This window comes from Curtobacterium sp. MMLR14_006 (genome assembly GCF_001864985.1).
Lineage (GTDB): Bacteria > Actinomycetota > Actinomycetes > Actinomycetales > Microbacteriaceae > Curtobacterium.
This window is the reverse complement of sequence record NZ_MJGU01000022.1, coordinates 299,095-318,309: the sequence shown is the minus strand read 5'-3', so window position 1 is coordinate 318,309 and position 19,215 is coordinate 299,095. Positions and strand designations below refer to the sequence as shown.

Here is a 19,215-nt window from a genome sequence, read left to right as displayed (position 1 = left end):
CACGACGGCACGGTCCGTCGCGCGGGACGGTCCGTCGCGCGGGACGGTCCGTCCCATCGCGCGTGGGATGGGAAGCGGATTCGCGCGTGGGAGGCCGGAAGATCCCGCCTCCCACGCGCGGAAGGCCCTCCGACGCGCGGAACGGCCTCCTACGCGCGGAAGTGCACCCCGCCGGGTCAGCGGCCGATGCTCGACATGTCCGGGTAGCGGTCGCCGGTCGGCACGGGCAGCGACGACAGGCGCGACAGCTGGTCCGCGGTGAGGGTCAGGTCGGCCGCGCCGACGTTCTCCTCGAGACGCGAGACCCGCTTCGTGCCGGGGATCGGGACGATGTCGTCGCCCTGGGCCAGCAGCCAGGCGAGGGACACCTGCGCCGGGGTGGCCCCGGCCTCGGTCGCGATCTCCTTGACCGCGTCGACGATGCGCATGTTCAGCGCGAACGCCTCTTCCTGGAAGCGGGGGTTCGCCAGGCGGAAGTCGTCGGAGCCCAGGTCGGACGGCTTCGTGATCGCACCGGTCAGGAAGCCGCGGCCGAGCGGCGAGTACGGCACGAGACCGATCCCGAGCTCGCGCAGGGTGTCGAGCACGTCGCCCTCGGGGTCGCGCGTCCACAGCGAGTACTCGCTCTGCAGGGCCGTGATCGGGTGGACGGCGTGGGCCTTGCGGATGGTCTCGGCTCCGGCCTCGGACAGCCCGATGTGCCGGATCTTGCCCTCCTGCACGAAGCCGGCGAGCTGGCCGACGACGTCCTCGATCGGGACGGCCGGGTCGACCCGGTGCTGGTAGTAGAGGTCGATGTGGTCGGTGCCGAGGCGGCGGAGCGAGCCCTCGAGCGCCTCGCGCACGGACTCGGGGGCGGAGCTGATGCCGCGACCGGTGGCGGGGGTCTCCTCGCCGGCGGTGTGCGTGATGAGGCCGAACTTCGTCGCGATCACGACGTCGTCGCGGCGGTCGGCGAGGGCCCGGCGGAGCAGGTCCTCGTTCGTGTAGGGGCCGTACGCCTCGGCCGTGTCGAACAGGGTGACGCCCAGGTCGATCGCGCGGTGGACGGTGCGGATCGACTCGTCGTCGTCGGTGCCGGCGCCCGTGTAGAAGGCGCTCATGCCCATGGTTCCGAGGCCGACGGGTCCGACCTCGAGGTCTGCGAGCTTGCGTGTCTGCATGCTGCAGGTCTACTCCGGGTGCGCCGCTCGGAGGAAGGCACTGCCGGTGCCGGTCAGACACGGACACCGTTCGTGTGGATCCTCCAAGGTCCACGCGGGGCAGCGCGGCCTTCTGGTGTGATCGGCGCGTGAACCTGTACTTCCGGCTGTTCCTGTTGCGCCTGCGTGTCCGGCTCCGCCCGACGACGGATGGGCGGCGGCCGTCGCTCTGGGACGCGGCACGCACACCGTTCCGCGTGACCCTGACCGACCTCGACCCGCTGCGGCACGTCAACAACGGGAAGTACCTGTCGATGCTCGACCTCGGGCGGCTCGACCTGATGCTGCGGTCGGGGTTCTGGAGCGCGATCGCGGAGCGCGCCTGGTACCCGGTCGTCTCGGCGCAGACCATCACGTACAAGCGGTCCCTGACGCTCGGGCAACGGTTCGAGCTCGTGACCCGGGTGCTCGGCGTCGACGACCGGGCCGTGTACCTGGAGCAGACGTTCGTCCGTCGCGGAGCCGTCGTCGCCCGTGCCGTCGTGCAGGCGCGGTTCCTGCGACGCTCCGGCGGGACCGTCCCGATGACGGACCTGCTCGACGCCGTGGGCGGAGCACCAGCTGACCGCGAACTGCCCGAGTGGGTGCACGGGTGGGCGGGCGCCGTCCGGATCAGCAGCACCGCCTGACGGTCACGGAACGGCGACAGATCCCGGCTCCGTCGGATGGCGTCGCACCGCCGGCGCTACGCTGCGAGCACGGGGTGGACGCCCCGGGACGGAAGGGGAACGTCATGGTCGTCGTGTGGATCGTCGTCGGAGTGGTCGTGGCCATCGCCGCGCTGCTCACCGTGCTCGAGGTGCAGAACCGCCGTCGTGCGAAGCGCCTCGCCCACCTCGAACCGGTCGACCCGACCCTCGGCGCCCGCTCCCTCGCCGACGCCGAGGCAGCGCACTCGATGACCGAGGGCCTCGCGAAGTCCGCACACCCCGGCATCAGCGGTGCCAGCGGGGGGCTCGCCGGCTCGTGAGCCGCACGTCGACCCGGCGCGCCCTGCTCGCCGGGGGCGTCGGACTCGGGCTCGCCGGGGTCCTGGCAGCGTGCACCCGGCCGGGCCCCGCTCCCTCGGGCGCGCCGCGCCCGACTGCCAGCGGCTCCGCCGAGCCGACGAGCACGCCGACGCCGGGCGGCCCCGACTCGTGGGACGCCCTCGCCGCCGCGGTCTCCGGGACGCTGCTCCGGTCCGGGTCGAACGGGTGGGACGGCGCACGCGTGCTCGAGAACCCGCGCTACGACGACGCCGACCCGCAGGGGATCCTCCGGGTCGCGGGGATCCCCGACGTGCAGGCCGCCCTCGCGTTCGCGCGCACGACCCACACGCCCGTCGCACTGCGAGCGGGCGGGCACTCGTACACGGGGTGGTCGGCCGGTGGCGCCCCGGGCACCGACGTCCCGCGGTCGCTCGTGATCAGCACGCAGGACCTCGACGACATCGAACTGCACGACGACGACACCGTCACGATCGGCCCGGGCGCACAGCTCGGCGACGTCTACGCCGCGCTCGCGAAGGCCGGTCGGGCCATCGGCGCCGGCTCGTGCCCGACCGTCGGCATCGGCGGGCTCACCCTCGGCGGTGGGGTCGGCGTGCTCGTCCGCTCGTTCGGGCTGACCTGCGACCAGCTCACCGGCGTGACGCTCGTCACCCCGGACGGCTCCGTGCACGAGGTCTCGACGTCCCGCGAACCCGACCTGTTCTGGGCCTGCCGCGGTGGGGGCGGTGGAACCGTCGGCGTCGTGACCGCACTGACGTACCGGACGCAGGCCGCGCCTCCCGTCCTGCTCTTCACCATCACGTTCGCGTGGTCGGCCGCCGCTGCCGTGGTGCGCGCCTGGCAGGACTGGGCGCCCACCGCCGACCCGGAGCTGTGGTCGACGCTCAAGCTGCTCAACGGCAGTCGGCACACCGCCCCGACGGTCACCGTGACCGGCGTGTGGACCGGTTCGAAGACCGGCGCCGACACCTCCGTCGACGGTTTCATCGCCGCCACGGGTGCGAATCCGCTGGCGCACTCCGGACGGGAACTGACCTACGGTGCCGCCATGTCCGCGTTGGCGGGGAAGCCCCAGCGGGTGTCCGAGGCGGCGACCTCGTCGATCGGATCGACGAGGCTCACCGACGCACAGATCGACGTGCTCGTCGCGCAGGCGGCAGCGGCGGGCGACGTCGACGGCAACCTGGAGGGCGGGGTCGCCCTCGACGCCCTCGGCGGCGTCGTGGCGGACGTCGGCCGCACCGACTCGGCGTTCCCGTGGCGGTCCGCGCTCATGACCGTGCAGTACACGGCGGTCTTCACCGACGGCGCCGACCCCGCACCGTTCGACGCGTACGTGCGCGGGTTCCGCCGGGCGATGCGGCCGGCGTGGGGCGACGCGGCGTACGCGAACTACTGCGACGCAGCGATCACGGACCCGTCGGCGTACTTCGGCGACAACACCTCGCGGCTGCACCGGATCGCCGAGCAGGCCGACCCCGCCGGCGTGCTGTCGCAGCCGAACTGGGTCTGAGGTCGCCCCTACGATGACCGCATGGACATCGTCGACCTGGTGCTGCCGGACGCCGCGGCCTGGCGGACCTGGCTCGACGCCCACGAGGACGACACCGACGGTGTGTGGCTCGTCCTGGCGAAGAAGGGCACGACGGAGCCGACGACCCTGACCTACGACCAGGCACTCGACGAGGCGCTGTGCTCGGGCTGGATCGACGGGCAGAAGCGCGGACGCGACGCCGCCACCTTCCGGCAGCGGTTCACCCCGCGCCGGCGCGCCTCGCTGTGGTCGCAGCGGAACGTCGGGCTCGTCGCCGCGCTCACCGCCGAGGGCCGGATGCGCGCGCGTGGCCAGGCCGAGGTCGACCGGGCGCAGGGCGACGGCCGGTGGGACCGCGCCTACGCCGGTGCGGCGAGCGCGACCGTGCCCGAGGACCTGCGGGCGGCACTCGACGCCGCGCCCGCCGCTGCCGCGCTGTTCGCCGGCCTCGACGCGGCGAACCGGTACGCGGTGCTGCACCGGATCGCGACGGCGCCGAGCGCCGCAGCGCGGACGAACCGGCTGACGAAGCTCGTCGGTGGACTCGAGCGCGGCGAGACACCGTTCCCGCGGTCAGCGCCGGGGGACACCCGTCCAGGGACCGGCGACGCACCAGGCGTAGACCGGGGTCATGACCACTGACACCGACACCACGAACCGTCCGGCCGCTGCCTCCGGCACCTTCCGCATCGGTGGCGACCTCGAGGTCCACCGCCTCGGCTACGGCACCATGCAGCTCACCGGCCCCGGCGTCTGGGGCCCGCCGAAGGACCACGACGAGGCCGTCCGCGTGCTCAAGCGCGCCGTCGAGCTCGGCGTCGACTTCTTCGACACCGCCGACAGCTACGGCCCCTACGTCGCCGAGGACCTGCTCAAGGAGGCCCTGCACCCGTACGGCGACGACGTCGTCATCGCGACCAAGGCCGGTCTGACCCGCACCGGTCCGAACGAGTGGCCGCCGGTCGGCCGCCCGGAGTACCTGCGGCAGGAGGCCGAGATGAGCCTCCGCCGCCTCGGCCTCGAGCGCATCGACCTGTTCCAGCTGCACCGCATCGACCCGAAGGTCCCCCTCGAGGACCAGGTCGGCGAACTGAAGAAGCTGCAGGACGAGGGCAAGATCCGCCACATCGGCCTGTCCGAGGTCTCCGTCGACGAGGTGCAGGCCGCGCAGGAGATCGCCACGATCGTCTCCGTCCAGAACCTGTACAACCTGCAGAAGCGTGACGCCGAGGAGCTCCTCGACTGGTCGACCGAGCAGGGCATCGCGTTCATCCCGTGGTTCCCGCTCGCGACCGGTGGCCTGACCGGCGAGGACTCGCCGCTCACCGAGATCGCCGAGCGCAAGGACGCCACGCCGGCGCAGCTCGCGCTCGCCTGGCTGCTCAAGCGCTCGCCCGTCGTGCTCCCGATCCCGGGCACGTCGAGTGTCGCCCACCTGGAGGACAACCTGCAGGGCGCGACCATCGAGCTCACCGACGATGAGTTCGAGGAGCTGTCGAAGCTCGGTTCCTGACGCGACCAGCAAGCGGACGGGAGGCGCGGTGCCAGCGGGCACCGCGCCTCCCGTCCGTTGTGTGGGCACGTCGCGAGCCGCGCTTGCGTCGTTCCGCGTGCACCTGCATACTCGGTATGGGCATACCGAGTATGCCCGTTCGCAGAACGGAACGAGGAAGTGTCATGAGCGTACGGATGGGCGTACTCGCGCTGCTGGTGGGCGGACCCGGGTACGGGTACCAGCTCCGGGGGGAGTTCGAGCACCGCACCGGCGGGAGCTGGCCGCTGAACATCGGCCAGGTCTACACGACCCTCGACCGGCTCGAGCGCGACGGCCTCGTGGCCCGCGGCGACGCCGACGACGACGGCCACGTCGTCTACACGGCGACCCCCGCGGGGCACGAGGAAGTGGCGCGTTGGTTCAGCGAGCCGGTGCCGGCCAAGCGCGGCCGGGACGAGCTGGCGATCAAGTTCGCCCTCGCGGTGACCGTGCCCGGCGTCGACGTCGCCAAGCTCGTGCAGGTGCAGCGCGGGGCCGCGATCCGCAACCTGCAGGACCTGACGCGGCTCAAGCGCACGGCCGACCCGGCGACCGACCTGGCGTGGTCGCTCGTGCTCGAGTCGATGGTGTTCCAGGCCGAGGCCGAGGTGCGCTGGCTCGACCACGTCGAGTCGAGCGTGGCCCGGTACCGACCGGACGACCACCCCGCCGCTCCCGAGTCCGCGACCGCGCCCGCCGCCGACGCCGCCCGGGGTGTCCGGTGAGCGCCGCACCGCTGCTGCGGCTCGACGCCGTCAGCGTGCACTACGGGTCCGGCGCCAAGGCCGTCACCGCCCTCGCCGGGATCGACCTGTCGGTCCAGCGCGGCGAGATGGTCGCGGTGATGGGCACGTCGGGCTCCGGCAAGTCGACGATGCTGGCGGTCGCCGGCACCCTGCTGCCGCCGACGAGCGGCGAGGTGGTCATCGACGGCGAGTTCGTGTCCGAGCGCCCGGCGAAGGAGCTCGCGGCGCTGCGCCGTCGGCTGCTCGGCTTCGTCTTCCAGGACTTCAACCTCATCCCCTCGCTGACGGCGGTCGAGAACGTCGCGCTGCCGCTCGAACTCGACGGGTGGAAGGCCTCGCAGGCCCGCCGCGCCGCCGAGCTCGCCCTCGACAACGTCGAGCTCGGCCACCGGCTGACCGCCTACCCCGACGACCTGTCCGGCGGCCAGCAGCAGCGCGTCGCCATCGCCCGCGGGGTCGTCGGCGAGCGCCGCCTGGTGCTCGCGGACGAGCCGACCGGGGCGCTCGACTCGCAGACCGGCGAGGTCGTCCTCCGCATGCTCCGCCGCCACGTCGACGCGGGCGCGGGCGCGCTGCTCGTCACCCACGACGCACGGCACGCCGCCTGGGCGGACCGGATCGTGTTCCTGCGCGACGGTCGCGTCGTCGACGAGGCCGTCTACACCGGGGTCGAACAGGCACTCGCCGACCGGGCCGCGTCGTGAGCGGGCGACGGCGCTCCACCGGGACCGCCCAGCGCGTCCGGACGCCCTTCGCGCTCCGTCCCGCGCTCCGACTCGGCCGCCGACTCGCCTTCGCGAAGGCCGGGCGGGCCGCGCTCATCGTGGCGCTCATCGGGATCCCGACCGCGGGGTTCGCGGCCGTGGCCGTCGTGGTGCAGTCGACCCAGCCGACCCAGGCCGAGTCGCTCGCCTACGACCTCGGTGGGGCAGCCGCGCAGATGCGCGTGTCCGGTCCCGACCTGCCCGGCATGCGGCAGGACCCGGTGCAGTGGCAGTCCACCGAGTCGGCGCGGAACAGCCCGGTGACGAAGGCGGACGGCGACGCCCCCTTCGCGGACCCGCTGTCGTTCGTCCCGGACGGGGCGCTCGCGATCCCGGTGGGCAGCGCGCCCGTCGTGCTGCAGGGGCCGAAGGGACCGGTCGGCATCACGGCGGTCGAGGGCAGCACGTGGGACCGCTCGCTCGACGGGCACTGGCGGGTGCTCGCCGGCGACCGGCCGACGGCACGCGACGAACTCATGGTGACCCCGGCGACGCTCGACCGCCTCGGGGCGCACGTCGGCGACACCGTCGACCTGACCGACCCGGTGACGAAGCGCTTCACGATCACGGGCACGATGCGCGACCTCGGGTCGGCGCCCGACACGCAGGGCGTGTTCGTGCCGTGGGGCACCACCATGACGGACACCGCGGCGACGACTCCCGGCAGCCCGCCCGACGTCACGGTCTACCTGCCGACGACGGCACCGACCTGGTCGGAGATCCGGCAGCTCAACGCGCACGGCATCACCGTGCAGTCCCGCCCCGTCGTGCTCGACCCGCCGGACGAGCGCGTCACCGGCGGTTCCTCCGGGTCGAACCTCGGCTGGTACCTCGGCGGCCTCGCGCTGCTCGGCGTCTTCGCGATGTTCGAGGTGGCCCTGCTCGCCGGTGCCGCGTTCCTGGTCGGCACCCGGGCGGACACCCGCTCGTACGCGATCATCACGAGCGTCGGCGGCGAGAAGCGGTTCGTCCGCACGATCGTCGCCGGGTCCGGGCTGGTGCTCGGGGCGACCGGCGCCGTGCTCGGCGTGCTGCTCGGCACCGGGATCGGGATGTTCACCTACCGGATCATCGACGACGGCAACGTCGTGTCGTTCCCGGGCCTGCACGTGCCGCTGCCCCTGCTGCTGACGATCGGCGGTGCCGGCGTGCTGGCGGGCCTCGTCTCCGCCCTGGTCGCGGCGCGCACGGCGACCCGCATCAACGTGCTCGCCGCCCTGCGCGGTTCGCTCCGCCCGGTCGCGGTCAGCCGTCCGGCACGGCGCCGACGCCGGATCTGGGGTCCCGCACTCATCGTCGGCGGGGCCGTGATGACGCTGGCCTGCGGCATCGGCGTCCTCGTGCTGAACGACCGCGAGGTGCAGGAGGACCACCTGGCGTGGGTCGTCGGTGCCGGGGTCGCGATCGGACCCTGCCTCATGCAGCTCGGTGTCGCGATCTGCTCCCCGTGGCTGCTCGCCCTGGTGGCGCGGCTGTCGTCGCGTCTCGGACTGGCCGCGCGCATGGCCGCCCGCGACGCCCTGCGGAACCCGGTGCGCACCGTCCCGGTGCTCGCCAGCGTGATGAGCGTCGTCTTCGTCGCCTCCCTCGTCATCACCTGGAACGCCTCGAGCCAGGCCCGGTACGTCCGCGGCTACGACTACGCCACCGCCGTCGGGGTCGCCACGACCGAGGTCCAGGTCTCGGACGCCGACGGTGCGTCCTTCGGCGACCACGACGCGGAACTCACCGCACGGGCCGCGAAGGTCACCGCGGGCGTGCTGCGCCACGACCGGATCCGCGTGCTCGGCGTGGTGAAGGGCGGCACGGGCGAGACGCCGACGACCATGACGATCCCACACCGGTGGACGCCGTACGGCTGCACCGTGAACGACACGACCTCGTGCTCGTGGTTCCTCGACACGAGCGCCTCGTCGGACCCGCACATCCTGACCGGCACCGTCGACGACTACGCCGTGCTCACCGGGCACCGGCCGTCGGCCGCGGTGCGGGACGCCCTGGAGGGCGGCGAGGCCGTGTCGCTCTGGTCCGAGTACGCCCGCGACGGCGCGGTCCGCATCGACACGTTCCGCAACCGCACGTACGAGAGCCCGACCATCACCGAACGCACCCGTCCGGATTCCAGCGTCACGATCCCGGCCGTCACCGACGTGCAGTCGCCGCGGATCAAGGTCGCGGTGTTCATGACCCGGGCGACCGCGGAGCGGTACCACGTGCCGGCGGTGGACGGCCTGCTCGTCACGACGCTGCCGGGCGACCTCACGCCGAAGCAGTACGACGAACTGAGCTCCGCGTGGCAGTCGTACGGCGGGGCCGACCGCGAACGGTGGTACGGACCGCAGTTCTTCTACGAGACCGGCCCGGTGGACAACGGCGCGCTCGTCCGGGCGATCGTGCTCGCGCTGGCCGCCGCCGTCACGATCGGCGCGACCGCGGTCGCCCTCGGGTTGGCGCGGTCGGACGGCCGCCGCGACGACGAGGTGCTCGACGCCGTCGGCGCGGCACCCCGTCTGCGCCGGCAGGTGTCGACCTGGCAGGCGGCGATCCTCACCACGGTCGGGGCCGTGATCGGGACGCTGCTCGGGCTGCTGCCGATCCGGGCGCTCACGATCCGGTTCGGTGAGCAGCCCGTCGGGGCGAACCACCTGCCGTTCGTGCCCGACTGGCCGGTGCTCGGGCTGCTGGCGATCGGCCTGCCGCTGGTCGTGTCGGCCGGCGCGTGGCTGACCACCCGGAGCCGGCGCCGGGTCGCGGTGCGACGGGCGCACTGACGGACGGGCGCACTGAACGGACGGGCGCACTCAACGGACGGGAGGCCCGTGGCGGCGCCGCCACGGGCCTCCCGTCCGTCACATCGTGAGCAGGAACGGTCGGGTCGCTGCGGGGGACCCGACCGTTCCTGCTCACGAAGCGGCGAGCGCCGTGCTCAGTCGGGCACGCAGAAGGACTCGACGGTGACGTGCACACCGTCCGGGCCCCCGCCGAGGCGCATCCGCTCGACCGCGGCGTCCCCCCGCAGCGGCATGACGAGGTCGGTCCCCATCGCCCGGTCGACCGGGGCGTAGCCGGACGCCTTCCAGCCCGAGAGCACCCGGGGCGCCAGGTCCTGCGGCCGGACCGAGGGCAGCACGAGCGAGCCGGTCCAGCGCCGTCCGCCGTCGTCGCACCGCTCCGGTACGAGCGCGACTGCCGGCGGTTCGGCGGCGGGCGGCGTCGGGGACGACAGGTCGTCGAGCGGGCCGGCCCAGCGGACCGTGTCCTCGAGCAGGGCACGCGTCCCCGCCTCGACCGCAGCGGGGCCGAGCGACGTCCGGGTCGCGGGGGTCGGCCCCGGCCACTCCGGGTCCGTCGTCGGGGCGGGGCGGTCGGTCGCCACGGCCGGGTCGCGCTCGGACGACGGGTCCGGCAGACCGCTGCCGGAGAACGACGGCCCGACCGCGAGCACCCCGGCGAGGCCGATCGCGACGACCGCGTCCACCGGCCACACCGTCTCCGGCAGACGCTCGTGGTCGCCCGATGCGCGCTGACGCCGCCGCCGGAGCAGCACCGCCGCGGCGAGGAACCCGACCCCGGCGAGCACGACCGGCAGCTCGACGCCGACCGGCACGATGCCGAGCCCGACGCTCCACCACGTCGCCGGCACGACCGTCGCGAGCGCCGCCGAGCAGTACGCGGCGACGACCAATCGGTTCTCGCGACGGGGCAACGGCTCCGTGTACGGACGGCGCCCCGGAGCGATCCACAGTGTCGCGGCGACCGCGTTGACGGCGACGCCGATCCGGCCGAGGCCGAGCGCCGCGAACTGCCCGACGTCCCACGGGAAGTGCCCGTCGGACGGGCCGTCGTACCGGGTGTGCCCGGCGACGTGCAGCAGCGCCAGCGCCCCGGCGGCCCCGAGCAGGTACAGCGCCCAGGTCCACCGCGGTGCGCCCGCCCGCCGCAGGGCCGCGGCGACGAACAGCACGGACAGCGGCATGACGAGCAGCAGGGCGATGCCCGCCGCCCCGTCGAAGGCCTCCGGATCCACGCCTCGACGCTAGGGGCGCGCGGCGGTACGGCCCGCCCTCCGCCGTCGCGACTGTGTCCCCCGGCCCATCGCGGCCCTGGTGGCGACCGGCGACGGACGGGAGGCCCGTGGCGGCGTGGCCACGGGCCTCCCGTCCGTCACGTGGTGCGCATCGCGCTCAACCGAGCTCGGGCATCGGCTCCGCGTAGGTGCGGAAGTCGCCGCGCTCGGTGTGGATCGCCCAGAGGCGGTCGGCGATGGACTCGCCGGAGTGCTCGGGCTGCCCGTCGTCGATGCCGAACGGGATGATGAGCTGGCCGACGTGCACGTCCTCGTCGCGGACGGCGTCGTGGAGCAGCTCGGCGTAGGCGCTCTCGCCGGCGAAGGCGACGGACGTGCCGGTGACGCGGGCACCCGGGCGGACCGCGCTGCCGCCGTTGACGAACAGGATCGTGCCGTGGCCGATCGCGCGCATGCCGGGCAGCACCTGGCGGACGGCGTTGACCGAGCCGTAGACCGAGAACTCGATCGGACCGACCAGGTCGTCCGCCGTGGTCTCGAGGACGGGTCGCATGTACTCCTTGGCGGGGAGCGGGCTGTACTGCAGCACCTCGATCGGGCCGAGCTGCTCGGTCGCGCGCTCGAGTGCGGCGCGCAGCGAGTCCCCGTCGCGGACGTTCGCGGCGAACCCGGCGGCGGTGTGGCCGCGCTCGCGCAGTTCCGCGGCGAGGCCGTCCAGGCGGTCCTGGTTGCGGGAGATCAGGGCGACGGCGAAGCCCTCACGGGCGAAGCGCTCGGCGACGGCGATGCCGAGGCCCTTGCCGGCGCCGACGATGGCGATGGTGGTCATGTGCTGGTCCTTCCGGGACGACGTGGTGCCGACCGACACCCACTGAACCAAGCCGGGGACCGTGCTCCCCCAGGCGTTTCCCGAACACGGCGTGTGGGATCGACGCACGACCCCGGGAGGATCATCGTGGACACACCCGCCGGAACGCCCCGCAGCCGCCGCCTCTGGTCGGCGGCCGGCCTCGCCGCCGTCGCCGCACTGGCCCTGGTGCTGGCTCTCAGCGGCTGCACGAGCGGGGGCGGGACAGAGCAGGACGGGTCCGACCGCGGCGGTCCGCCGTCGGCGCGCGCGACCGCGCCCGCCGACCTGTCGGCCGGTCAGGTGGCGCTCGACGGTGACACCACCGACGTGGTCACCGGTCTGGAGGCCCCCTGGTCGGTGGTCCTGACCGGTGACGACGGCGACGCGCTGGTCAGCGAGCGCGACTCGGCCCGGGTGCTCGAGCTGCGGTCCGACGGCACCACCCGCCAGGTCGGCACCGTCGACGGTGTCAGCCACGGCGGCGAGGGCGGACTGCTCGGACTCGCGCTGCACGACGACGACCTGTTCGTCTACTCGACCGCCGACGACGGCAACCGGATCCAGCGGTACGAGCTGACCGGCAGCGCCGGGTCGTGGGGCCTCGGCGAAGCGACGACGATCATCGACGGGCTGCCGAAGAACACCTTCCACGACGGCGGCCGGATCGCGTTCGGCCCGGACGACATGCTCTACGCGAGCGTCGGGGACGCCGGTGCGAGCACGGACGCGCAGGACGAGGACTCGCTCGCGGGCAAGATCCTGCGGCTCACCCCGGACGGCGACGTCCCCGCCGACAACCCGATCGACGGGTCGCCGGTGTGGAGCCTCGGGCACCGCAACGTGCAGGGCATGGGGTGGTCGTCGGACGGCACGATGTTCGCGTCGGAGTTCGGCGAGGACACCCACGACGAGCTCAACGTCATCGAGCCCGGTTCGAACTACGGTTGGCCCGAGGTCGAGGGCACCGGCGGCGAGGACCAGGGCTTCGTCGACCCCGTGCAGCAGTGGTCCACCGACGAGGCATCGCCGAGCGGCCTCGCGGTCGTCGACGACACCGTCTTCATCGCGAACCTGCAGGGCCGTGTCCTCCGCGCGGTCCCCGCCGACGACCCCGGCACCGCGACCGAGTACTTCGCGGGCGACTTCGGCCGCATCCGGACCGTGCTCGAGGGGCCGTCGGACACGCTCTGGTTCGTGACGAACAACACCGACGGCCGCGGGACCCCGGCGAGCGGTGACGACCGGATCGTCTCGGTACCGTTCACCCGCACGTGAGAGGGGTTCCCGCAGCCCCTCGCTCCCGCCGGACGTCGCGCCGTAACTGACATCAGGTGCGAGGAGTTCGTCACCGGCGTCGGGCGCCGAGTTCAGCCGACCAGGGGGTTCGCGACCTCGAGCCCACCGTGGTCGACGAGCCAGCGCACGGCGTCCAGCACGGTCTCCTCGGCGGTGAACGCCGGTGCGTAGCCGAGCAGACGAGTCGCCTTCTCGACGCTGAAGACCTGGCTGCGGGACAGGTGCTGCCAGCTCGCGTCGGCGTGCTCGGGGGCCGTGGACTCGCGGAACCGGTCCCACGAGACGGGGTCGAGCCGGGCCTCCTGACCGAACCAGGACGCTGCCAGGTGGGCGTACCCGCGCACGGTGAGCGCCGTCGGGGCGGTGACGGAGAAGTCCTCGCCCGCCGCCGCGTCGCGGTGCTCGACCGCGAGCTGGAAGGCCTGCGCCACGTCGTCGGCGTGCACGTGGGCCATCGTCTCGGCGCCGAGACCGGGCACCTCGAGCGGTTCGCCGGCGGACAGCTTCGTGAGCACCGAGGTGTCGAGGTTGCCGAGCGGGCCGATCGGCGTCCAGCCCGGACCGCTGATGTGGCCGGGGTGGAGCGACGTCGTGACCAGACCCCCTGACGCGGTCTCCTCCTTGAGCATCCGGGCGATGGCGTCCTTCTGGACGCCGTAGTCACCGAAGGGCGGGGTCGCGTTCTCCTCGGTGATCGGGAGCACGTGCGAGACGCCGGCACGCCAGATCGAGCCGCAGTGCACCAGGTGCGTGTCGGTGCCGCGCAGGGCTGCGACGAGCGCGGCGGCGGACGACTCCGTGAAGCAGACCAGGTCGACGACCGCGTCGGCGCCGAGCGCGGCGATCCGGGCGCCGAACGTGCCGTCGCGGTCCTCCTGCTCGCGGTCGGCCGTGACCCGCTCGACCTGCTGCCACTCCGGGGCGTCGGCGTAGGGGGTGCTCGTGCCGCGACTCACGGCGACGACCCGGTGGCCGGCGCGGACGAGACGGGGGACGAGGAACGAGCCGATGTGGCCGGTGGCTCCGATGACGACGATGTGCATGCGGCCCACCGTAGGCCGAGGCGTGCGGATCGTGAGCAGGAACGGTCGGGTGCGGCGGTGCGACCCGACCGTTCCTGCACACGAAGCGCGAAGCGCGCGCGACCGGCGAGCGGTCGGACGGGCGACCTCAGTCGACGACGGCTTCCATCGCGGCCCGGGTCGCTGCGGCGAGGTCCTCGGCGGGAGCGCTGAGCAGGCCCTTCACGAAGCGTGAGTCGTCGTCCGCGAGCACCTCCCACGCGCCGGCGGCCACGCCGTCGTACGCCTGGGTCACCACGTGCTCCGGGGTCGACTTCGGCACGTCGAACCGAGCGCCCATGGCGGTGTCGATCATGCCGACGATGAGCCCGGTGACCGCGGTGCCCTGGCCGGCGAGTTCGGTCCGCAGGCCGTTCGTCGCGGCCAGCGCGGCGGCCTTCGACGCCGCGTAGACCGTGGGCAGCGGGATCCAGGCGGCCAGCGAGAGCACGTTGAGCACGGCACCGCCGCCGTTCGCCGCGAGGACCGGTGCGAACGCCGCCGAGACCCGGATGACGCCGAAGGTGTTCGTCGCGAACACGTGCTCGAGCGTGTCGTCGGCGACGGAGACGAGGGAGGCGTCGGCCTCGGGTGCGATGCCGGCGTTGTTGACGAGCAGGTCGACGTCGGACGCGGTCGCGACGGCCGCGGCGATCGACGACGGGTCGGTCACGTCGAGTGCGATCGGGACGACGCGCTCGTCGTCCCAGGTGCGCGGCGAGCGGGCGGCGGCGTACACGCGTCGTGCACCGCGCTCGAGGGCCTGGCGGACGAACTCGGTGCCGAGCCCTCCGTTGGCGCCGGTGACGAGCACGGTGCGGTCGGTGAACTCTTCGGTCATGGTGACTCCTGCGGTAGGCTCGGTGGAAACGGGGATGCTCCCCGGAACAGTATGTGGGGATACTCCCCACATCCGTCAAGTCCAGGAGGTCCCGTGCGCGCCGACGCCCGCCGCAACCGCGACGCGATCCTCGCCGCGGCGCGCGAGTTGTTCGAGTCCGAGGGCATCCTGGCGCCCATCGACGGCATCGCCACCCGCGCCGGGGTGGGCAACGCGACGTTGTACCGGAACTTCCCGACGCGGGACGACCTGCTCGCGGCGGTCATGACCGACACCGTGCACCGGGTGATCGACGACTCCGCGGAGCTCGAGGACCGGGAACCGGTACCGGCCCTGCAGGAGTGGATGTTCCGGTTGGCGTGGGGGCTCCGGGTCTGGCAGGACCTGCCGACCTGCATCGCCGACGCCGTCGACGACGAGGACTCGCCCGTCCGGACGATCTGCTCGCGACTCACGGCCCGGACGGCGGAGTTCCTCGAGCGGGCGCGCGGAACGGCGAGCGGCACCGACGACGAGGTCGACGCCTCGACCGTGTTCGAGCTCCTGACGGCGGTGTCGTGGGGGCTCGACCGGTTCGGGGACGACGAGGCGCGTGCGCGGAAGCGGGTCCGACTCGCGACCGCCGGGGTGGTCGCAGCGGCCTGACCGGCGTGCGCGGCGCGGGCCGGGCGCGGCACGGGGCGGGCGCGGCACGGGGCGGGCGCGGGCCGGCGCGGAGGGACGATCGTGAGCAGGAACGGTCGAGTGCGCGGGTGCGACCCGACCGTTCCTGCTCACGGAGCGCGACGAGCGCGCGCCCCGGGACTCAGGCTGTGGTGATCACCTTCACCGAGCCGGCCACGGTGGCGGCGTCCTCGGCGAGCGCCACGACCGGGTCCGGCAGACCGGTGGTGGCGCCGACGGCCTTGCGGAGGCCCCAACCGACGAACGAGCCGACGACGGCACCGATGCCACCGAGGATCGCGCCCTCGATGCGCAGGTCGCGCTGACCGGTGGTGCCGAGGGCCGCGCCGACGAGCGCGCCGGAACCGATCCGGCCGACGAGTCCGGCGGGGGAGATGCGGTTCGGGGTCTTCGGCAGCTTGTCGCCGACGAGCTCGCCCACGGCCGAGGCGACGAGCAGCCCGCGGCCGATCGGCGTGCTGAACACCTTCCAGTCCTGCCACGCCCCCTTCAGCGAGGACCGGTCGTGGTTGAGGGCCATCACGGCGAGCGGCGTGGCGCTGCGCCCACCGCTGAGGATGCCGAGGACCAGGGTCCGGACCAGGGTGTGCTGCTCGTGCTGCTTGCTCATCGTGTCTCCTTGACGTGTCGCCGCCGACGCTACCCACCGCGACCGGGTGCGCTCCGAGACTCGTCGACGGCGTCCCCCGGGCGCTGAGCCGCGGCGAGTACCGTCCGGTCCATGAGCAACGTCATCGTCTTCGGCGGCCACGGCAAGGTCGCACTCCTCGCCACCCGCATCCTGTCCGAGCGCGGCCACTCGGTCACCTCCGTCATCCGGAAGGCCGAGCAGTCCGACGAGGTCCGCGCGCACGGCGGCGAGCCCCGCGTCGCCGACGTCCAGCAGCAGTCCCTCACCGACTTCGCCGACCTGGTGCGCGGGCACGACGCCGTCGTGTGGTCCGCCGGTGCCGGCGGCGGTTCCGCCGACCGCACGTGGGCGATCGACCGCGACGCGGCCGTGCTCTCGATGCAGGGCGCCGCGCAGGCCGGTGTCGACCGGTACGTCATGGTCTCCTGGGCCGGCTCGGTGCTCGACCACGGGGTGCCGCAGGACGACGACTTCTTCGCCTACGCCCAGTCCAAGATGGTCGCCGACGCCGTGCTCCGCGACTCGGGGCTGTCCTGGACCGTCGTGGCGCCGAGCACCCTGACCGACGACGACGCCACCGGGTCGGTCGACTGGGACGGCTCGTCGTCGCAGGTCGCCCGCGGCGACGTCGCCCACGTGGTCGCCGACGCCGTCGAGCGCCCCGAGGCCGTCGGTCGCACCTACCGCTTCAACCAGGGCTCGACGCCGATCGCGGACTTCGTGCGAGAGGGCGGCGTCTGACCGATCGCAGCGGCGGCCACCACCACCGCAGCGGTGGCGGCCGCCTCGGCGAGCACGCTCACCGGGCTCAGTAGAGGGCCGCGATGCCCTGCAGGTCGCCGAGGCCGAGCGTGCGGGCGTCGAGGTCGCAGTACCCACCGGACGGCTGCATGACCTGGCCGGTGCCGGTCTTCACGTGCGCGAGGCCGTAGACGTGCCCCCACTCGTGTGTCGCGACGGCCTGGGTGTCGAACCGTCCGCCGGCGCACGTCGCGGTCGAGCTCCACTTGTACCCGGTCGCGTACCGCTGGTCGGACTCCTTGGCGACGCCGTTGCCGTCGTACCAGACGCACGTCACGCCGAGGGTGCCGGCGGGCAGCTTCCCCCAACCCATCACGCTGTACCCGCTGCTCCTGCCGCAACCGCCGCGGTCGGTCAGGGCAGGCGCCTGGGTGGCCAGGCGGACGTAGGCGTTGCGCGCCGTGGAGGTGGCGGTGGTCCCGCACGCGGTGATCGTGCCGGTCCAGGCGTTCGCCGCCTTGCGCAGCGCGTCCTTCGCGTACGTCGACTTCTGCCCGGACTCGTTGTAGTACCACTGCACCGACCCCGACCACCGGTACCCCGTCGTCGCGGACGACGTGTTCGTGCACTTCGGGTCGGCGGCGGCCCGGGTCGAGGCGGCGGGGGCCGCGGCGGTCCGTGCCGCGGCGGAGCGGGACGCCGCCGACGCCGCTGCCGAGGAGCCCTGCCAGACGTCGTCGACCCGCACCGCGACGCCGGACGCCCCGGTGTTCGCGACGACCACCTCGGGCAGCTCGGCGGCGCCGGGGACCGAGGAGCTGGTCGCGGCGACGCTCTCGCCGGGAGCCGGCACGGCGAACGTGCGGCCGTCCGGCAGGGTGACCGACCCGGACGTGAGGGTGCAGCCGCTCTGCAGCGCCCGCAGCGTCAGCGTGCCGCCGGCGCAGTGCTCCGCGGCGGTCGGTGTCGCCGCCTGAGCCGGTGCCGCGCCGATGGTGAGTCCCGCGGCGAGGGCGATGACCGCCCCCGCGGTGAAGCCGTTCCGGACAGGTCGCATGGTTGCCTTCCCGCGGCGGACCCCTGTGCCCGCCGTCCCTGGTCGGGTCCATGCTCGCGGATGCACCCCGCCCGGGTCCAGCGGTTCGTCGGGACGACGGCCGTCCGATCCGGAAACCGAGAGCGGACGGTCGACTGCGGGCAGCCGGCAGCTACCGCAAGCGCTCCACCATCGGGCAGGCGAACGGGTCCCGCGCCGCGAGTCCGACCTCGTTGAGGAACCGCACCACGATGACGTACGAGCGCACGAGCGTCGTCTCGGTGTACGGCACGCCCTGCTCGGCGCAGTACCGCCGGACGATGTCCCGCGCCGCGCGCAGGTTGGGCCGCGCCATGTTCGGGAACAGGTGGTGCTCGACCTGGTGGTTCAGGCCGCCCATGAAGTACTCCACCCAGGCGCCACCGCCGATGTCGCGCGAGGTCAGGACCTGCCGCGAGAAGAAGTCCACCCGACGGCCGGGCTCGATGACCGGCATCCCCTTGTGGTTCGGCGCGAAGGCGATCCCCATGCAGAAGCCGAAGACGGCGAGCTGCACGCCGAGGAACGCGAAGGCGATCCCGACCGGCAGGAACCAGAACACCACGCCGAGGTAGAGCACGAACCGTGCGGCGAACACCGAGCCCTCGGCCCAGCGGTGCTTCACGGGCCCGCGCCGGGTGTACGTGCGGATCGACTGCCAGTGCAGGTTCACCCCCTCGACGAGCAGCATCGGGAAGAATGCCCACCCCTGCACCCGGACGAGCACGCGCAGGAACCCGGTGCGGCGGGCGGCGTCCTCGGGACGGAACGAGATCGCGTCGAACGAGATGTCGGGGTCCTTGCCGACCGTGTTCGGGTTGGCGTGGTGACGGGTGTGCTTGTTCGTCCACCACGCGTAGCTGACGCCGGTCAGGAAGGTGCCGACGTAGCGCGCGGAGCGGTCGTTCCAGTGCTGCGAGGCGAAGACCTGGCGGTGGGCGGCCTCGTGGGACAGGAAGGCGAACTGCGTGAACAGCACCCCGAGCACCCCGGCGACGAGCAGCTGCCACCAGGAGCCGCCGAGCACCGCGAACGCGCCGCCGGTGCCGACGAGCAGCACGGTGAGCACCGCGATCAGTCCCCAGTACCAGCGGGTGCGGCGGCCGAGCAGTCCGGCGGTCCGGACCCGGGCCAGCAGCGCGGTGTAGCTCGAGGTGGTGTCGGTGCGGTCGGATCGTCGTCCGGTCCGGGTGTACCCGGTCGGGACGGCCTGGTCGTCGCCCATGGTTGCCTCCTG

19 protein-coding genes are annotated in these 19,215 nt (G+C 73.5%); 11 read left to right on the top strand and 8 right to left on the bottom strand.

Going from position 1 to position 19,215, the window contains the following annotated elements:
* Positions 1 to 176: 176 nt before the first annotated feature.
* A complete protein-coding gene (locus BIU94_RS10610) occupies positions 177 to 1,163 on the bottom strand; it encodes an aldo/keto reductase (protein WP_071259091.1) in 987 nt (328 codons plus the stop codon).
* Between the two features lie 128 nt (positions 1,164 to 1,291).
* Between BIU94_RS10610 and BIU94_RS10605 the strand changes: the two genes are divergently transcribed.
* From BIU94_RS10605 to BIU94_RS10570, 8 genes are all read left to right on the top strand, one after another.
* A complete protein-coding gene (locus BIU94_RS10605) occupies positions 1,292 to 1,831 on the top strand; it encodes an acyl-CoA thioesterase (RefSeq protein ID WP_071259088.1) in 540 nt (179 codons plus the stop codon).
* 104 nt (positions 1,832 to 1,935) lie between these two features.
* Entirely contained in the window at positions 1,936 to 2,172 is a 237-nt protein-coding gene (locus BIU94_RS17425) for a hypothetical protein (protein ID WP_071259085.1), read from the top strand.
* A complete protein-coding gene (locus tag BIU94_RS10595; protein ID WP_071259080.1) occupies positions 2,169 to 3,707 on the top strand; it encodes an FAD-binding oxidoreductase in 1,539 nt (512 codons plus the stop codon). The genes BIU94_RS17425 and BIU94_RS10595 overlap by 4 nt, the downstream gene beginning before the upstream one ends.
* Positions 3,708 to 3,728: 21 nt before the next feature.
* Positions 3,729 to 4,370: a YdeI family protein gene (locus tag BIU94_RS10590; protein ID WP_083404745.1), complete on the top strand. Its 642-nt coding sequence runs from the start codon at positions 3,729 to 3,731 to the stop codon at positions 4,368 to 4,370.
* Positions 4,360 to 5,241, top strand: a complete 882-nt coding sequence (locus BIU94_RS10585) for an aldo/keto reductase (RefSeq protein ID WP_071259076.1) — start codon at positions 4,360 to 4,362, stop codon at positions 5,239 to 5,241. Before BIU94_RS10590 ends, BIU94_RS10585 begins: the two co-directional genes overlap by 11 nt.
* Positions 5,242 to 5,405: 164 nt before the next feature.
* Positions 5,406 to 5,987 (top strand): PadR family transcriptional regulator, encoded by a 582-nt coding sequence (locus BIU94_RS10580; protein ID WP_071259072.1) that lies wholly within the window; start codon positions 5,406 to 5,408, stop codon positions 5,985 to 5,987.
* Positions 5,984 to 6,712, top strand: a complete 729-nt coding sequence (locus BIU94_RS10575; RefSeq protein ID WP_071259064.1) for an ABC transporter ATP-binding protein — start codon at positions 5,984 to 5,986, stop codon at positions 6,710 to 6,712. The genes BIU94_RS10580 and BIU94_RS10575 overlap by 4 nt, the downstream gene beginning before the upstream one ends.
* A complete protein-coding gene (locus BIU94_RS10570) occupies positions 6,709 to 9,543 on the top strand; it encodes an ABC transporter permease (protein WP_071259055.1) in 2,835 nt (944 codons plus the stop codon). The genes BIU94_RS10575 and BIU94_RS10570 overlap by 4 nt, the downstream gene beginning before the upstream one ends.
* 155 nt (positions 9,544 to 9,698) lie before the next feature.
* Here BIU94_RS10570 and BIU94_RS10565 read toward each other — a convergent pair whose 3' ends face one another.
* Both BIU94_RS10565 and BIU94_RS10560 read right to left on the bottom strand, forming a co-directional pair.
* Positions 9,699 to 10,799, bottom strand: coding sequence for a hypothetical protein (locus tag BIU94_RS10565; RefSeq protein ID WP_071259050.1), 1,101 nt, complete (start codon positions 10,797 to 10,799; stop codon positions 9,699 to 9,701).
* A 157-nt stretch (positions 10,800 to 10,956) separates the two neighbouring features.
* Positions 10,957 to 11,628, bottom strand: coding sequence for an SDR family oxidoreductase (locus tag BIU94_RS10560; protein WP_071260327.1), 672 nt, complete (start codon positions 11,626 to 11,628; stop codon positions 10,957 to 10,959).
* Positions 11,629 to 11,754: 126 nt separating this feature from the next.
* On the opposite strand from BIU94_RS10560, the gene BIU94_RS10555 reads away from it, so the two are divergent.
* Positions 11,755 to 12,924 (top strand): sorbosone dehydrogenase family protein, encoded by a 1,170-nt coding sequence (locus tag BIU94_RS10555; protein WP_071259047.1) that lies wholly within the window; start codon positions 11,755 to 11,757, stop codon positions 12,922 to 12,924.
* Positions 12,925 to 13,016: 92 nt separating this feature from the next.
* Here BIU94_RS10555 and BIU94_RS10550 read toward each other — a convergent pair whose 3' ends face one another.
* Positions 13,017 to 13,988 (bottom strand): NAD(P)-dependent oxidoreductase, encoded by a 972-nt coding sequence (locus BIU94_RS10550; protein ID WP_071259043.1) that lies wholly within the window; start codon positions 13,986 to 13,988, stop codon positions 13,017 to 13,019.
* A gap of 127 nt (positions 13,989 to 14,115) precedes the next feature.
* Positions 14,116 to 14,847 (bottom strand): SDR family oxidoreductase, encoded by a 732-nt coding sequence (locus tag BIU94_RS10545; protein ID WP_071259039.1) that lies wholly within the window; start codon positions 14,845 to 14,847, stop codon positions 14,116 to 14,118.
* Positions 14,848 to 14,940: 93 nt separating this feature from the next.
* Here BIU94_RS10545 and BIU94_RS10540 point away from each other — a divergent pair, with 93 nt between their 5' ends.
* On the top strand, positions 14,941 to 15,492 hold the full coding sequence (locus tag BIU94_RS10540) for a TetR/AcrR family transcriptional regulator (RefSeq protein ID WP_254784800.1): 552 nt from the start codon (positions 14,941 to 14,943) through the stop codon (positions 15,490 to 15,492).
* A gap of 160 nt (positions 15,493 to 15,652) precedes the next feature.
* Here BIU94_RS10540 and BIU94_RS10535 read toward each other — a convergent pair whose 3' ends face one another.
* On the bottom strand, positions 15,653 to 16,141 hold the full coding sequence (locus BIU94_RS10535; protein WP_071259012.1) for a DUF4126 family protein: 489 nt from the start codon (positions 16,139 to 16,141) through the stop codon (positions 15,653 to 15,655).
* Between the two features lie 111 nt (positions 16,142 to 16,252).
* On the opposite strand from BIU94_RS10535, the gene BIU94_RS10530 reads away from it, so the two are divergent.
* The gene (locus BIU94_RS10530; protein WP_071259002.1) at positions 16,253 to 16,903 is read left to right on the top strand and encodes an SDR family oxidoreductase; all 651 of its coding nucleotides are present in this window, start codon (positions 16,253 to 16,255) and stop codon (positions 16,901 to 16,903) included.
* 67 nt (positions 16,904 to 16,970) lie between these two features.
* Here BIU94_RS10530 and BIU94_RS10525 read toward each other — a convergent pair whose 3' ends face one another.
* Both BIU94_RS10525 and BIU94_RS10520 read right to left on the bottom strand, forming a co-directional pair.
* Positions 16,971 to 17,960 carry a matrixin family metalloprotease gene (locus BIU94_RS10525; RefSeq protein WP_071258999.1) on the bottom strand — a complete coding sequence of 330 codons (990 nt, stop codon included), beginning with the start codon at positions 17,958 to 17,960 and terminating at the stop codon, positions 16,971 to 16,973.
* 151 nt (positions 17,961 to 18,111) lie between these two features.
* Positions 18,112 to 19,203, bottom strand: a complete 1,092-nt coding sequence (locus BIU94_RS10520; RefSeq protein WP_071258996.1) for an acyl-CoA desaturase — start codon at positions 19,201 to 19,203, stop codon at positions 18,112 to 18,114.
* Between the last annotated feature and the right edge of the window lie 12 nt (positions 19,204 to 19,215).

What these genes read in the sequence shown, in the direction of transcription:
- BIU94_RS10535 (WP_071259012.1), bottom strand. Translation starts at nt 16,141, where the DNA reads ATGAGCAAGCAGCACGAGCAGCACACCCTGGTCCGGACCCTGGTCCTC.
- BIU94_RS17425 (WP_071259085.1), top strand. Translation starts at nt 1,936, where the DNA reads ATGGTCGTCGTGTGGATCGTCGTCGGAGTGGTCGTGGCCATCGCCGCG.
- BIU94_RS10585 (WP_071259076.1), top strand. Translation starts at nt 4,360, where the DNA reads ATGACCACTGACACCGACACCACGAACCGTCCGGCCGCTGCCTCCGGC.
- BIU94_RS10545 (WP_071259039.1), bottom strand. Translation starts at nt 14,847, where the DNA reads ATGACCGAAGAGTTCACCGACCGCACCGTGCTCGTCACCGGCGCCAAC.
- BIU94_RS10560 (WP_071260327.1), bottom strand. Translation starts at nt 11,628, where the DNA reads ATGACCACCATCGCCATCGTCGGCGCCGGCAAGGGCCTCGGCATCGCC.
- BIU94_RS10550 (WP_071259043.1), bottom strand. Translation starts at nt 13,988, where the DNA reads ATGCACATCGTCGTCATCGGAGCCACCGGCCACATCGGCTCGTTCCTC.
- BIU94_RS10590 (WP_083404745.1), top strand. Translation starts at nt 3,729, where the DNA reads ATGGACATCGTCGACCTGGTGCTGCCGGACGCCGCGGCCTGGCGGACC.
- BIU94_RS10525 (WP_071258999.1), bottom strand. Translation starts at nt 17,960, where the DNA reads ATGCGACCTGTCCGGAACGGCTTCACCGCGGGGGCGGTCATCGCCCTC.
- BIU94_RS10520 (WP_071258996.1), bottom strand. Translation starts at nt 19,203, where the DNA reads ATGGGCGACGACCAGGCCGTCCCGACCGGGTACACCCGGACCGGACGA.
- BIU94_RS10530 (WP_071259002.1), top strand. Translation starts at nt 16,253, where the DNA reads ATGAGCAACGTCATCGTCTTCGGCGGCCACGGCAAGGTCGCACTCCTC.
- BIU94_RS10610 (WP_071259091.1), bottom strand. Translation starts at nt 1,163, where the DNA reads ATGCAGACACGCAAGCTCGCAGACCTCGAGGTCGGACCCGTCGGCCTC.
- BIU94_RS10580 (WP_071259072.1), top strand. Translation starts at nt 5,406, where the DNA reads ATGAGCGTACGGATGGGCGTACTCGCGCTGCTGGTGGGCGGACCCGGG.